Origin of the sequence: Marinobacter sp. MBR-99, assembly GCF_040547575.1 — a bacterium.
Classification (GTDB): Bacteria; Pseudomonadota; Gammaproteobacteria; order Pseudomonadales; family Oleiphilaceae; genus Marinobacter.
In genome coordinates this window covers 1-14,242 of record NZ_JBEPPY010000001.1, presented here as the reverse complement: position 1 = coordinate 14,242, position 14,242 = coordinate 1, and the positions used below count along the sequence as shown (strand labels likewise).

Below are 14,242 nucleotides of genomic sequence, written 5' to 3'. Positions count from 1 at the left end.
ATGAGACATGAAATTGTAGAAAAGAACCTTGGCCTGATGATCGTCCTGATTATCTTCGTCATCAGCGGCGGCTTCCTGGCCGAAGTAGTGCCCCTGTTCTTCCAGAAAGATGTTAACCAGCCGATTGAAGGCCTCAAGCCCCTGTCTGCACTGGAACTGGAAGGCCGGGACATTTACATCCGCGAAGGCTGTCACGTGTGCCATACCCAGCAGATCCGCCCGTTCCGGGCGGAGACCGAACGTTATGGCCACTACTCCGTAGCGGGCGAGTTTGTTTACGACCGCCCGTTCCTGTGGGGCTCCAAGCGTACTGGTCCTGACCTGGCCCGCGTGGGCGGTCGTTATTCCGATGCCTGGCAGCGCCAGCATCTTTACGATCCCCGCAGTGTAGTGCCTGAGTCCAACATGCCGGCTTTCCCTTGGCTATTCGATAACCGTGTTAAGCACACCACCATCGAAGCCCGAATGAGAACACTGCAGACCCTCGGCGTACCGTATACGGACGATCAGGTTGCCAGTGCCGCCTCAGACATTGAGGGCAAGTTTGAAATAGAAGCACTGGTCGCATACCTGCAACAACTGGGTACTGTGATTTCAGACAAACGGTGATCCCATGGATATTAATGAGTTACGCGGCATTCACTCGCTGGTCATCATGGCAATGTTTTTCGGCATCATCTGGTGGGCGTTCAGCGCTCACCGCAAGAAGGCGAACGAGGAAGCGTCAAAGCTGCCCTTCTCTGATGACGACGATGAAGTAGCCAAGCGTACGCTCGAACAGGAAAAAACGGAGAAGAAACAATGAGTACCTTCTGGAGCATCTGGATCAGCGTGATCGTGCTCGGTACCATCTTCGGCTGCTGTTGGCTGCTCTGGGCCACCCGCAAGAGCCAGACGACCGATACCGAAACCGACCGCACAATGGGCCATTCCTTCGATGGCATCGAGGAATACGACAACCCGCTGCCGAAGTGGTGGTTCTACCTGTTCATCGCAACCTGTGTGTTTGCACTGGGATACCTGGCGCTCTACCCGGGCCTGGGTAACTTCAAGGGGATCCTGGGCTGGACCTCCGCCAACCAGTGGGAAGCAGAAGTGGCACAAGCGGATGCCAGGTATGGTGAAATCTATGCCCAGTTTGGCAACACACCGATCCCTGAACTGGCACAGAACGAAGACGCGATGAAGATCGGTCAGCGTCTTTATGCCAACAACTGCTCGGTGTGTCACGGTACGGCCGCCCGGGGCCAGGTGGGCTTCCCCAACCTGACCGACGACGACTGGCTGTGGGGCGGTGAGCCTGACCAGATCTGGCATAGTATCGCCAAGGGTCGTCAGGGCAACATGCCGGCCAAAGGTGTGATGCCCAACATGACCAGTCAGCAGGTGGACCAGGTGGTCAATTTCGTCCTCAGCTACAGTGGCCGGGAGCGGGATGCGGAGGCTGCCAAAGCCGGTGAGGCTGTTTTCCAGCAGGCCTGCGCCGCCTGTCATGGCGCGGACGGCACCGGCATGACGGCCATGGGTGCTCCGAACCTCACAGACAACATCTGGCTGTATGGTTCCACCTACGAGTGGATTCGCGAGACCGTCGAACACGGTCGTCAGAACGAGATGCCTGCTCAGGAAGGTCGTCTGTCAGACGATCAGATTCAGATCCTGGCTGCCTACGTTTACAGCCTGTCGAACTGAGCCAGACCGGCCGGGAACTTTTCCGGCCCGGTCTTCTCAACCCTGCACCTGCCCGGCGGGTGCAGGCTTGAGAAGATCAGCTGACCCTCGAGGCCCGCTCCCAGCACTACACCTTTCGGGAGATACCCATGAGTAATGAAATTCCGGTCACCCAGGTAGAACCTTCCTCCGAGCCCCCCAATAAAAACGACAAGCCGGAAACCGTCGACCTCTACGCCAGCCGTAAAAAGATTTACGTCAGAGAAGTAAAAGGCACATTCCAAAAGATCCGCAACGTCAGCCTGACGCTGCTCATGGGCATGTATTTTCTGTTTGTCTGGCTGACACTCGATGGCCAGCCCCTGATTCATTTCGATCTGCCGGCACGGGAATTCCATCTTTACGGTGTAACCTTTTTCCCGAAAGACTTCTTCCTGCTCTCTGGCATGTTGATCATCTGTGCCTTTGGCCTGTTCTTCATTACCACCCTTTTTGGTCGGGTGTGGTGCGGCTATACCTGCCCGCAGACCGTCTGGACATTCATCTTCATGTGGATTGAGGAGAAAGTCGAGGGCAGCCGCAACAAACGTATTAAGCTCGACAAAGCGCCCAATTCACCAGAAAAGGTCGCGAAGAAGACCATCAAGCACAGCTTGTGGCTGTTCATTGCTTTGGCTACAGGCCTTACATTTGTTGGCTATTTCTACCCCATACGCGAACTGATCATCGACCTGTTCACGCTCCAGGCCAATGGCTGGGCCTATTTCTGGGTGGCGTTTTTCACCGTTGCCACCTACCTGAATGCCGGCTGGATGCGTGAACAGGTCTGCCTGTATATGTGCCCCTATGCCCGCTTCCAGTCGGTGATGTTCGATCCGAACACCCGCATCGTTTCCTACGATCCGAACCGGGGCGAACCCAGAGGCGGGCGCAAGAAAAGCGTGAACCCTGCGGATGTCGGCCTGGGTGACTGCATCGACTGCGGCCAGTGCGTTCAGGTATGCCCCACCGGCATCGATATCCGCGACGGCCTGCAGTATGAATGCATTGGCTGCGCCCTGTGTATCGATGCCTGTGACGAGGTTATGGAGAAAATGGACTACCCGAAGGGTCTTATCCGTTACACTACGGAGAACGAACTGGAGGGGAAAACCTCGAAACTGCTCCGTCCGAGAACCTTTGGCTACGGTGCCGTTTTGCTTCTGATGATTGGGGCCATCATTTTCACGCTGGTCACCCGGGTGCCAGCAAAAATGGATGTGTTGCGTGACCGCGGCGCCCTGTTCAGCTTCAACGGCGAAGGCCGGGTGGAGAACTCCTATACAGTTAAGATACAGAACATGTCTGAAGTGCCTCAGACCTTCAACCTGTCTGTTGAAGGCCTTGACGGCATCCGGATTCTGACCACCACCAGTGTCACCGTAGCGAGTGCGGAGAACCGTTCACTGCCCACGGTTGTTGATGTGCCGCCCGAGTCGATACCGGATACCAACAACACCATACGCTTCTACGCAGAATCCGAGACAGACCCATCGCTGATTCTGGAAACTGAAAGCCGATTTGTTGGTCCAAGGCCGCGATGATGTTCGCGGTCTTACAACCGATACACTGTTAAGAGTTGACTGAGAAATGACTGAGAATACACCCGTTGCTCCGTGGTACCGCCAGCCCTGGTTCTGGTTTTTGGCCATTTTCCCTCTGGCAGCCATTGTCTGGGGCCTAACCATGCTGGTGTTCGCCTCCAGCCTGCCGACGGCCATGGTCACAGATGACTATTCCAAGGAGGGTCGTGGCATTAATATGGCGATAGCCCGTGATCAGAAAGCCAGGGATCTCGGCCTCAAAGGCAGCCTGTCTTTTACCGAGCGCGCCGCTAATCTGGATCTTCAGGAGACAGAGGGTGCAGCGGATTACCCCTATCTGATACTCAACCTGTATCACCCGACGGTATCTGAAAAGGACCGCACTATTCAGATGCGCAAGGTTGGTAACGGTGAGTACACGGGCAACCTGCTGGAGAATATGGATGGTCGCTGGTATTACGACCTCCAGGGGCCCGAAAACGACTGGCGCCTGAAGGGGGAGTTCTGGCTGCCCTCTGAAAATGCCGTTACGCTGAAAGCGGCCAGCTATACTCAGGGGTGAACACCCTGACCTGCTTCCATTGCGGAGAGCCAGCGGAGGGCAACCCGTCAATCACGCTGGAACTTGACGGACAAACCCGGCACTTCTGCTGTCAGGGTTGCAGGGCTGTGTGCGAAACCATTCATAGGGAAGGCCTGACCGGTTTCTATCAATTTCGGACAGAGCCAGCCGTTACACCCCGCGAATTGAGTCGATCAGAATCTGACCGCATCCGGGAGCTGGACCACCCACTGGTGCAGAAATCGTTTGTTGCGCCGGTCAAGGGTGGCCAGGAAGCCAGCCTTCTTATCAGCGGTATCACCTGCGCTGCCTGTATCTGGTTGCTCGAAAACCACATGAAACAGAAGCCAGGTGTCCTGTCTTTCTCAGTGAATCACAGTACCCAGCGTGCCCGACTGGTCTGGGCCCAGGACCAGACCAGCCTCAGCGATCTGCTGATTGCCATCCATCAGCTTGGCTTTACCGCCCGCCCCTATCAGGCCGACGAAGCAGAACAGACCCTGAAGGCCGAGCACCGTACCATGCTGATCCGGTTGCTGGTTGCAGGTGCCGGATCGTTTCAGACCATGATGCTGGCGTTTCCGCTCTATTTTGAGTTGGTCAGCGAGCTTTCTCCGGAGTTTGTCAATTTTTTCCGCTGGTTCAGCCTGATCGTGGCAACACCGGTATTGCTTTATAGCGCTCGGCCGTTCTTCGAGAATGCCTGGCGCGACCTGACCACCAGACATCTGACGATGGACGTGCCGGTGGCCATTGCTATCGGGCTGGCCTATGGCGCCAGTGCCTGGGTTACGGTTTTCGGTGGCGAAGAGGTGTATTTCGAATCCGTATGCATGTTTACCTTTTTCCTGCTGCTAGGGCGCTACGTGGAAGTCCAAGCCCGTTATCGTGCAGGCCTCACGGGCGGTGCCCTGGCGGGATTTCAACCTACCGTCGCCGCCATGGTGCGCGATGGCGAGACAGACATAGTTCCGACCCATGAAGTGAAAGCCGGGGACATCATTCGTGTACGCCCAGGCGAGACTCTGCCAGTGGACGGGGAGATTGTTTCCGGTCAATCCACCCTCAACGAAGCGGCCCTGACCGGCGAATACCTGCCAGAATCCCGTGGTCCCGGTGACACCGTACATGCCGGCAGCATCAACGGCGAAAATCCGCTGGATATCCGGGTCGTCAAAGCCGGTGCGGAAACCAGACTTTCCGGCATCCTGCGGATACTGGACAGAGTGCAGTCCGAGAAGCCCCCTGTGGCTCGCCTGGCCGACCGGATTGCCGGGAAATTTATTCGCCAGGTACTGATCCTGACGCCTCTTGTCTGGGGTGGCTGGGTTCTGGCCGGTGCCGGCAATGCCTTTGATATCGCCTTGTCTGTGCTTGTGGTCACGTGCCCTTGCGCCCTGTCCCTGGCTACACCAACGGCGCTTACCGCTGCCACCATGCGTTTGCGCAAACTCGGCTTCCTCCCGACGAAGGGCCATACGCTGGAATCCCTGAACAGCATCGACACCGTGGTGTTCGATAAAACCGGAACCCTGACCCGTGGCGAGCTTACCCTGACCGGTAGCCAGGCTTTTGGCGATATGGATCAGGCCAGTTGCCTGAAACTCGCCGCTGGCCTGGAAAAATACTCCGAACATCCAATCGCCAGGGTGTTCCACGAATGCGCCTCGGTGGCTGTGGAAAATGTGAACAACCATCTGGGCGGTGGCTTGTCTGGAAGCTTTAAAGGGCAACCGGTGTTTATCGGTCACAAGGCATTCGTTGAACAGCATACCTCCGCTCCATCGCCCCATACGAAAACCGCTTCAGGCATGGAAATCTGGCTTGCCACCGCAGACCAGTGGCTTGCCAGCTTCCAACTGGATGATCAGATCCGCGAAGATGCCGGGCAAGCCATCAAGGCACTCAATCAGTCCGGAATACGGACCCTGCTCCTCAGTGGTGATCGATCGGCTCATGTCCAGCAGGTTGCTGAGGCACTGGGCATCAAAACGGCGATTGGCGAAGCCTCACCGGAGCAGAAACTGGAAGTGCTCGATCAGCTTCGTGCTGAAGGTCACAAGGTAATGATGGTGGGCGATGGCCTGAACGACCTGCCCTCCATGGCCGGCGCGGGCATCTCGGTAGCCATGGGCTCCGCCGCCGACCTGACTCAGCTAAAAGCCGATGCGGTGCTGATGAACGGTCAGCTGATGCAACTGCTCGAGGCTATCAAGGCAAGCCAGCAGACCCGCAGGATCATTCGGCAGAATATGCTCTGGGCGCTTGCCTACAACGTGGCCGCCCTGCCCCTCGCAGCAGCAGGCTTGGTCACCCCCTGGATGGCGGCCATCGGTATGTCGGCCAGTTCTCTATTGGTCGTACTTAATGCCTTGCGGCTGGGTTCATCCTCAAAGAGGTCCGGCCAGGAACCTGATACAGTTGGCTCTCATGCCACGGCTTGATACCGTAACCATCTACTTATCGTTTAGGAGCGCATTGTGCAGATAGTCATGTTCCTGGTCCCCCTGATGCTGATGCTGGTGGCACTGGGGGTATTACTGTTTTCCTGGGCGGTGAAGAATGGCCAGTACGATGATCTGGAAGGTCCTGCGCACCGGATTCTCTACGACGACGACAAAGATATGATTCCCGACGAAGCTCGTCAGGATAAAGCCACTCCTGATGACGCCGACCCAGAGCTCTCATCGAAACAAAACGACCCGGACCGCAAAGCCTGAATGCAGCCAGAACTTTTTCTCAGTTACTCCAGCGCTTTTCTGATCGGGTTACTGGGCAGCACCCATTGTCTGGGGATGTGCGGTGGGATCAGCGCCTCGCTGTCCATGGCGCTGCCGGTGGGCAAAGGCTTTCGGCTGCGTCAGAGTATTATGTTGCTAACCTTCAATCTGGGCCGCGTGGGCAGCTACGCACTGATTGCCACTTTGATTGCCATTTTCAGCACCAGCGCGGCGGGCCAGTGGCGCTGGGCAGCACTGTTACTGATGACCCTGGCCGGGCTGCTGCTGATCTTTATGGGGCTGTCGATGGGCCAATGGTGGCAGGGGATCCGCTTTGTTGAGAAAGTGGGTGCCCCAGTGTGGAAACGCCTGGCACCATTGACCCACCGCTTTATTCCGGTCAACAACCCCGGCCAGGCCCTGGCCTTGGGCGCACTTTGGGGCTGGTTACCTTGCGGTCTGGTCTACAGCACCCTGGGTTGGGCAGCTCTGCAACCTACCATTGGCTCTGCAGCCCTGACCATGCTGTTCTTCGGGCTTGGCACCCTGCCGTCGATGCTGGCAACCGGTTACGCCGCCAACTGGATTCGCAACCTTCAGGGCAACCGGGGTTTCCGCAGAATCAGTGGCGCCTTGCTCATCCTGTTTGGCTTATGGACACTGCCGTTCCAGGCCCTCATTCACTGAACTGACCCTCAGAGATTCAGCACATCCAGACGACCGTAGTCCGGTTCAGGGCTGGCCGTCTGCACCGCCTGGCGCTTGCCCCCCAACCGTTTGCCTTCCTTGAAATCGTATAGATTCGGATCAGCCAGGTGCGAAGGCTCTACATTGCACAGCGCCCGGAACATGGTTTCAAGGCGGCCCGGATGCTGCTTGTCCCAGGTCTGGAACATGTCTTTGATTACCTGGCGCTGAAGATTCTCCTGGGAGCCGCACAGATTACACGGAATAATGGGGTATTCACGCAGGGAGGCGTACCGGGCAATGTCCTTCTCGCGGGCATAGGCCAGCGGACGAATAACGGTATTGCGGCCGTCATCACTGTGCAATACCGGCGGCATGGACTTGAGCTTGCCCCCGTAAAACATGTTCAGGAACAGGGTTTCGAGCATATCGTCCCGGTGGTGGCCCAAAGCAATCTTGGTGACACCGTGCTCTTCCGCAAAATTGTAGAGAATTCCCCGGCGCAAGCGTGAACACAGTCCGCAAGTGGTCTTCCCTTCAGGTACTTTTTCCTTAACAATACTGTAGGTGTCTTTTTCGATGATGTGATACTCGATACCCAGAGTTTTCAGGTATTCCGGGAGCACATGCTCAGGAAAACCCGGTTGTTTCTGATCAAGGTTCACGGCAATCAGTTCGAAGTTGACCGGTGCACTTTTCTGCAGGTTCAGCAGGATATCCAGCATGGCGTAGGAATCCTTGCCCCCCGACAGGCAGCACATGACCTTGTCGCCGGCTTCAATCATCGAAAAATCGGCAATGGCCTGCCCGACTTCCCGGCGCAGGCGTTTCTGCAGTTTGTTCAGTTCCAGTTTCTGGCGACGATCAAGGTCAGAAACAGACATCGGTTCGGGATTGGCGGTCATTGCTTGGGACATACTCTCGCACGTTCACAGGATAAGTGAGCGGGCAATTATACGCGTCACAAAGTATCAGGGACAGGATAGCGACATGGATATGTTGAAATTGAGCGACGACGTTGGCGGAAAACGGGCGCTTAACCGGATTCGCAACCGTAATGCAATACTGGTCGCAGCCAGGGAGTGTTTTCGCGAAAATGGCTACGACAACTCCACCATCCGCGACATGGTCCGCCGTACCGGCCTGGCAGCAGGCACTTTCTACAATTACTTCTCCAGCAAGCAGGACATCTTTGCCGCCCTTCTGACGGATTTCCTCAGCCACCTGAATGGAGACATAAGCCGCTACCGCCGGACCGCCAGTTCAACTCGAGATTTTATCTACTATGCCTACCTGGCACTCTATTCTGCCACCGCCAGGGATCCGGTGATCTATGAACTGGCACACCAGAACCAACGCGCATTGCGGGATCTGTTCGGCTCCGACATCCTTGGCCTGGCCATGTTGTCACTGGAAGAAGACGTTCGTGACGCCATAACCAGAGGCCTGCTTCCGGATCTCGACTCGGAGTATCTGTGTGCCGCCTTCTTCGGGGTCGCCTATGACATCAGTACACTGGTGGCCAGGCGAACACACCAGGCTCCGGAACTCGGCCAACAGGAAGCCGAGAAGGCGGCCCGTTTCTCAACCCAGCTGTTCCTGGGTGGTCTGCCCGCCATGGCCAAGCTTTCAAGCCAGGGCTGAGTCGCATACCATGGAGTCATGATGACTTCCCGAAACATGACCGCAACTGAACCGGCGACCACTGTCGCCAGCTCCGAACTGAAATGGCTGGAGCAGCATACCGAGCACTTGCTGGTGGCAGTGGAGCATGAACTACGCCAGGTGGAGCCAGGCGGATTAAGTGAGCTGGAGCTGATCAAGGCGCTTCAGGCAGAACCCTGGGCGCTGATTGGCAGCGTCAATTACCACGAACCGGATCAGCTCTACCCGGTGCATTTTCTGCTCTTTCACGTACTCTACCGACTGCGGGACCAACTGGCTCCCGGTGGGGAGTCGCTGCTGATTTCACCGTTGCGCCTGACCATTACCAAGCAGCAAACCGTTGCTGGTGATGGATTGCCGGGGGAAGAAGACAAACTCAGGGCGTTCTATCTGGATCTGTCCCAGTATCATATGCCCGAAGCAACCATCCACCAGATGATGGATAACTTCTGGCGTGGGCAGTGCCGCACACGGCCAGACCTGTCGGCGGTATCAGAGGCCGCCGGAACACTCGGTTTTACCGAACTGCCTGAACACTTCTCTCCGATCAAACAGCGATTTCGCAAGCTGGTGATGCAGGCTCACCCTGACCGTGGCGGCAATACCGAAGCAGTCCAGAAACTTAATGAGGCCTTTTCGGTCTTGAAAGCACACTACGCATAATCCATTTAACCGATATTCAGGACAGACGACGATCATGATCAAACGGTTTACGTTCCTTATGATGATCACCGCCCTCTCCATGGCGGGCGCCAGCGCAAAAGCGGATCTGGTGGTTCTGCAATACCATCACGTGGACGACAGTACGCCGGCATCAACCAGTACCTCCCGGTCACTGTTTGAAGCCCAGCTGCAGATGATCGCAGACCTGGAACTGGAGGTGGCGCCGCTTCTGGAAGGTACCCGGCAGGCATTGGCCGGCGATCTGGATAGCCGCCAGCAGATTGCCATCACGTTTGACGATGCCTATGAATCCGTCTATAGCGCAGCGGCTCCCCTTCTCGAACGTTTCGATATGCCCTATACGATTTTCGTGAATACTGATGCCATCGGTTCAAGGGGCTACATGACGTGGGACGAACTCAGGGAACTGGGTAGCCATGAAAGCGTGACCATTGCCAACCACAGCACAGACCATGGGCACCTGGCACGCAAGATTGATGAACCCGAAGCCGTGTGGGCAGAACGGGTAACCCGCAGCCTGGATGTTGCCCAGAAGGTTCTCAAGGAAAGACTGAACGTTGAAGAGCCGATGTTTGCCTATCCTTACGGCGAGTATGACGAAGCCCTGGAAGCCAAACTGGCGGAGCGAGGCTGGTACGGCTACGGGCAGCAATCCGGTGCCATTGGCCGTTGGTCACACGAGACACGCCTGCCCAGGTTCCCCATGGCCAACCCATACGGCCAGCTTGGTAGCCTGAAAGACAAGCTATTGAGCAAAGGCTTCCCCGCCCCTGCCAAAGACCTGCCAGACGGTATTCTGGATAAAAACCCGCCCCTACTGACCTTCCCACTGGGCGACAAACTGGATGCCAACCGGCTCACCTGCTTTGCCACCGGCCAGGGCCGGATCGACTTCGACGTGGTTGACGGCGTCGTCCGGGTTCAGGCTCCCAAAGCCGGGCAAAGCCGGCGCTTCCGCTACAACTGCACCCACCCCGCCGGCCAGGGCAGCTTCTATTGGTTGTCACAACAATGGCTGGACCGGTCGAAACCCGAAGACTGAGCGGTTAATCTTCGAAGGTGGCGATACCGAACTCCCCAAACCGGACGTGCGGTATCGCCTTCGGACCCTGTCGGGTCTCAACAACGGTTTGAGCCTGCAAGTCCTGCTCACGGGTATAAAGCAGCAGCCAACGCTCACCCTGGCCCGGGAACACCGGCACCCAGGCCTCCAGATAACCCCTTCGGCGCCAGGTCTCTGGTGAGTAATCCATGACCAGATCGGTCACCAGCCGGACGGGCTGAAAATCCTTGTCGAGAAAGGCCAGGCTTGGAATAACCAGGCCGTTGTGATCATAACTTCTCAATCGGGCCACAAAGGCCGGCACGGTGGCTCGGGTAGGCAAGGCTATCAACTGGAACGGCGAGCGACCGGTGTCAAAATCATGTTCCGGGGACGACGCCTCAAGCCTGACGCCGAATTCACGCCCCTCTTGCCAGGTCTGAGTGGAGCGGGACGACAGACTGCCACAACAGTGACGACTGAACGCTTCAAACTCACTTTCAGGTTCCTGCTCGACGCCCAGTATGGCAAAGGCATCCGGATCGTAACCCTCCACTGGCTCGGCAAAGGCGCTTTCACCTCGGTGATAAACGCTCGCGGGGCTCAACTCTACAGGCGCCGCAATCAGGCCCTTCTCAACGTCGCTACGGGTGTCGGGCGAATAGTAGCTGACACGGACATTGCCACCGGCATCCCGCCAGGTGAAATAAGGCTGTCGCTGACCAGGCCGAAGATTGCCGGCTTTGTCCAGCTCATCGCCGTCGGGGTAGCTGTCGAGAGTGTACTCGTTATCCTGCGCCAGCTCGGACGCCTCGTGTTCTGCCGTGGGCCGGGTTTGCTCTGCTTGTGACGACGCCGGCCTGGCGTCTGAGTCTGGAATGCGGGTGTATTGCACACGGCCCTGCTCATCCACCCAGGAGAAATAGCCTTCCCGTTCCCCAACGGGCGCTCCGGACGACTGGCAGCCTGCCATCACCATCGTCGTCATCAACGCCACAAGGCATCTCAGTTGACCCGTTGTCATACCTGTTTCCCGCCAGCAACAATCAGAACTTGGTCCGGAAGCTCAGCCCCGCCATGACCACCCGCAACGAGGTTTTTATATCCAGACCGGCATAGGGGTTATAGATGATGTTGGTGATGTTGTCACAGTTCACGTTACAGCTGGTGTTGGCCGGAATGGTTTCAATGGAATGCAGGTAGGAAAGATTCATGTCGATCTCGGTTTTTTTGTCCCACTTGTAACCCATTCCGATACTGTAGAGGTTGGCACCGCCGAACGGCGCCATGATTGAGCGCTGGTCATCGGGAATGACTGAGTCCCGTATCTCGACACCTGCCCGCAAATCCAGTCGTGATGACGCATGGAATTCAGCCCCAAACGCCCAGTTCCACTGACTCTTGAAGCCCAGTGGCAGGCGGAGGGTATTCGGCGTCGCGTTATCCGGCGACAGAATCCGCGCGGCGTTCAGGAACTCCAGATTACGGTCAAAGCGGAACACGAAGGCATCCCACTGGGCGTAATCTGTCCAACCCACATCGGCATTCAGCGTCAGCCTGGGGTGAACATCGACACTGATACCGGTCTGGAAATGCTGCGGATACACCAGATCCATGCTGACGTTACCCGCTTCCCGGGGGGCCCCCGACGGCAGACTCAGGATGGCTGAGGTAATGGCCCCCAATACCGAACCATTAACGCTCTGCCAGAAACCGGACCAGTCATCGGTATACTGGATCTCAAAGGTTCCTTTGAGGTTCATATCCGCTTCGGAGGTATAACTCGCCCCCCAACGGAACCAGTCATTCGGCTCCCAGAGCACACCCAGGGTGTAGGTTGGCGAAATGGTTTCCTGTACATTGATGCTCAACGCACCAATATCATCCCACGGCCCCACATTACCACCACATAGCGCCAGCCAGGGCTGTAGGGGCTCATCGCCACTCTCACAGTTGAACGCATCCTGAAGCACTTCCGCGACACCCAGCAACATGTTGGGGGCACGCATATACTGATCGGCCGCAATACCCATGTGTGACAGGTGAATACCCGCACCCACCGACCACTGGTCATTGATTTCATAACCAACGCTCGGCGACAGATAGGTGGTGCGCTGCAGTGCCGTGGCCTGGGGCTGGTAACGGCCCGGGTCATCCTTGTCCCGATAGAAACCTGCTGCCAGTGGTAGATAGAAGGCATTGGCAAAGGTCAATTTTGACCCCGGAGGGTTAATACTGATGCCCGCTGAAGGCGCAACGGCCGGCCCAGGTGGCGCTTTCAGAATCCCGAACCCCGGCACGTAAAGTGCCACGTTGTTGGTGTGACTGTGAGTATTGGCCACGGGATCCCGCTGCTTACCCGTGTTCGGATCGATCTCGAGCCCGTCGATACCGAAGATTTCATAACCATCCGGTGCGATGAAATCGGCATCGATATCCAGATAAATACTCAGCAGATTGACCTCAAGCTGACGATCTTTCAGCCTCGTCAAACCCGCCGGGTTGTAATGAATGGCCATGATGCCGGGGGGATCCGCCGTCACCGCGTTTCCCAACGCCAGAGCTTTGGGATGAATAGTAAGGTTCTGGGCCAGCTGCGCATGTGCGCCACAGGACAGGGTTGCAGCGATAACGGCTCCCAGAAGCTGCCTTTTTTGGCTGAAATGTGCCATGAAGTTCTTCCCTTCCCTTAAATCGTCTGCAGCTCCAATCACTCTTTGAGGCCGGAGAAATTAATGGGCAGGGATACACCCAGGGAGAAATCCGGAGCATCTTCGGTCAGCCCGATGCCCAGGCTGGTGTTGACGATGGTGGTGTCACTCACCCGGGTACCCAGGGACATGCTCAGAAAGCCGGTCATCTGATCTTGTGCAACGGCTTGATCGCCATTGCGGAACGTGAGCACGGTTTCGTCGCTGTAACTGAGCTGGGCTGAAATGCTCAGGGAAATGTCGTAGGACAGCGAGTAGGCAAAACCGGCGGAACCGGACAATCCGAAGCCGGGCTCAACCTTGGTCAGCAAACGAGCGCCCCGGACCTGTTCCAGATCGTCCTCTTCAATATTGTAGGTAGCACTGACCGAGCCGAAGACCACCACAGGGTCCAGTACCTTGGACATACTGAGGCCGCCGCCGATGGAGTAATACCCACTGCCCGTAGAAAGCTGCTCCTTGATGTCAATTTCGTAGGGACTGACACCGGTTTTCGAGGTCAGCGTTCCGAAGAAGGTGGTTGATACCTTGCCCGGCACGTAAGCGAAGGGCTGCCAGCGGCCGGTGAAGGAGATGTCGCCGAAGTCATATACGGACAACTCATCCTCCGTGTCGTATTTCACCACCAGTGGAATACGCGTGCCGATGGTCAGGTTATCCAGCAGGCCGTAGTCGTATGAGAAGGAATTGGTAAAATTGTGTGTGGCCGTGGGCACAACATCGAGGTTGCGTACTGAGCCGTTGGTAATGGCCAGGTCCAGTCGCTGGTCACCTGTGTAGGAATAGTCAAAGGAATAGTTAAGGGAGTGAGTGCCCTTTTTCGAGCCTGTAAACCAAATTGTGTAACTGCCCACGACTGAGTAATCTTTTCAAAAGGATACCATCGTGGGTACACAAGTGGACCAAGAAAAACTCAA

The 14,242-nt window shown here is 56.6% G+C and carries 15 protein-coding genes; 11 read left to right on the top strand and 4 right to left on the bottom strand.

The genetic code is table 11. From position 1 onward, the window contains the following. From ccoO to ABIE59_RS00040, 8 genes are all read left to right on the top strand, one after another. Entirely contained in the window at positions 1-609 is a 609-nt protein-coding gene (gene ccoO, locus ABIE59_RS00075) for a cytochrome-c oxidase, cbb3-type subunit II (RefSeq protein ID WP_354443131.1), read from the top strand. A gap of 4 nt (positions 610-613) precedes the next feature. Further along, complete coding sequence (locus ABIE59_RS00070) at positions 614-805, top strand: cbb3-type cytochrome oxidase subunit 3 (protein ID WP_354443129.1); 192 nt, start codon at positions 614-616, stop codon at positions 803-805. Then, positions 802-1,692, top strand: a complete 891-nt coding sequence (gene ccoP, locus ABIE59_RS00065) for a cytochrome-c oxidase, cbb3-type subunit III (RefSeq protein WP_354443127.1) — start codon at positions 802-804, stop codon at positions 1,690-1,692. Before ABIE59_RS00070 ends, ccoP begins: the two co-directional genes overlap by 4 nt. A 128-nt stretch (positions 1,693-1,820) precedes the next feature. Next, positions 1,821-3,254, top strand: coding sequence for a cytochrome c oxidase accessory protein CcoG (gene ccoG, locus ABIE59_RS00060; RefSeq protein ID WP_354443125.1), 1,434 nt, complete (start codon positions 1,821-1,823; stop codon positions 3,252-3,254). Positions 3,255-3,300: 46 nt separating this feature from the next. Beyond that, the gene (locus ABIE59_RS00055) at positions 3,301-3,816 is read left to right on the top strand and encodes a FixH family protein (protein WP_354443123.1); all 516 of its coding nucleotides are present in this window, start codon (positions 3,301-3,303) and stop codon (positions 3,814-3,816) included. Continuing rightward, positions 3,813-6,260 (top strand): heavy metal translocating P-type ATPase, encoded by a 2,448-nt coding sequence (locus ABIE59_RS00050; protein ID WP_354443121.1) that lies wholly within the window; start codon positions 3,813-3,815, stop codon positions 6,258-6,260. The genes ABIE59_RS00055 and ABIE59_RS00050 overlap by 4 nt, the downstream gene beginning before the upstream one ends. A gap of 36 nt (positions 6,261-6,296) precedes the next feature. Next, on the top strand, positions 6,297-6,536 hold the full coding sequence (gene ccoS / locus ABIE59_RS00045; protein WP_354443119.1) for a cbb3-type cytochrome oxidase assembly protein CcoS: 240 nt from the start codon (positions 6,297-6,299) through the stop codon (positions 6,534-6,536). Continuing rightward, on the top strand, positions 6,537-7,223 hold the full coding sequence (locus tag ABIE59_RS00040; RefSeq protein ID WP_354443117.1) for a sulfite exporter TauE/SafE family protein: 687 nt from the start codon (positions 6,537-6,539) through the stop codon (positions 7,221-7,223). It begins immediately after the preceding gene. An 8-nt stretch (positions 7,224-7,231) separates the two neighbouring features. Here the strand turns inward: ABIE59_RS00040 and ttcA are convergent, their stop codons facing one another. Next, the gene (gene ttcA / locus ABIE59_RS00035; protein ID WP_354443677.1) at positions 7,232-8,107 is read right to left on the bottom strand and encodes a tRNA 2-thiocytidine(32) synthetase TtcA; all 876 of its coding nucleotides are present in this window, start codon (positions 8,105-8,107) and stop codon (positions 7,232-7,234) included. Between the two features lie 106 nt (positions 8,108-8,213). On the opposite strand from ttcA, the gene ABIE59_RS00030 reads away from it, so the two are divergent. From ABIE59_RS00030 to ABIE59_RS00020, 3 genes are read left to right on the top strand one after another with little or no spacing between them, the layout of a single operon-like run. Next, positions 8,214-8,867 carry a TetR/AcrR family transcriptional regulator gene (locus ABIE59_RS00030; RefSeq protein ID WP_354443115.1) on the top strand — a complete coding sequence of 218 codons (654 nt, stop codon included), beginning with the start codon at positions 8,214-8,216 and terminating at the stop codon, positions 8,865-8,867. A 36-nt stretch (positions 8,868-8,903) separates the two neighbouring features. Beyond that, complete coding sequence (locus ABIE59_RS00025; protein ID WP_354443113.1) at positions 8,904-9,551, top strand: DNA-J related domain-containing protein; 648 nt, start codon at positions 8,904-8,906, stop codon at positions 9,549-9,551. Positions 9,552-9,585: 34 nt separating this feature from the next. Beyond that, the gene (locus tag ABIE59_RS00020) at positions 9,586-10,614 is read left to right on the top strand and encodes a polysaccharide deacetylase family protein (protein WP_354443111.1); all 1,029 of its coding nucleotides are present in this window, start codon (positions 9,586-9,588) and stop codon (positions 10,612-10,614) included. Positions 10,615-10,618: 4 nt separating this feature from the next. On the opposite strand, the gene ABIE59_RS00015 is transcribed toward ABIE59_RS00020, so the two are convergent. The 3 genes from ABIE59_RS00015 to ABIE59_RS00005 are packed head-to-tail and all read right to left on the bottom strand — an operon-like array spanning position 10,619 to position 14,179. Continuing rightward, the gene (locus ABIE59_RS00015) at positions 10,619-11,638 is read right to left on the bottom strand and encodes a MalM family protein (RefSeq protein WP_354443109.1); all 1,020 of its coding nucleotides are present in this window, start codon (positions 11,636-11,638) and stop codon (positions 10,619-10,621) included. A 22-nt stretch (positions 11,639-11,660) separates the two neighbouring features. Next, complete coding sequence (locus tag ABIE59_RS00010; RefSeq protein ID WP_354443107.1) at positions 11,661-13,286, bottom strand: OmpP1/FadL family transporter; 1,626 nt, start codon at positions 13,284-13,286, stop codon at positions 11,661-11,663. A 38-nt stretch (positions 13,287-13,324) separates the two neighbouring features. Then, complete coding sequence (locus tag ABIE59_RS00005; RefSeq protein ID WP_354443105.1) at positions 13,325-14,179, bottom strand: transporter; 855 nt, start codon at positions 14,177-14,179, stop codon at positions 13,325-13,327. Positions 14,180-14,242 lie beyond the last annotated feature (63 nt).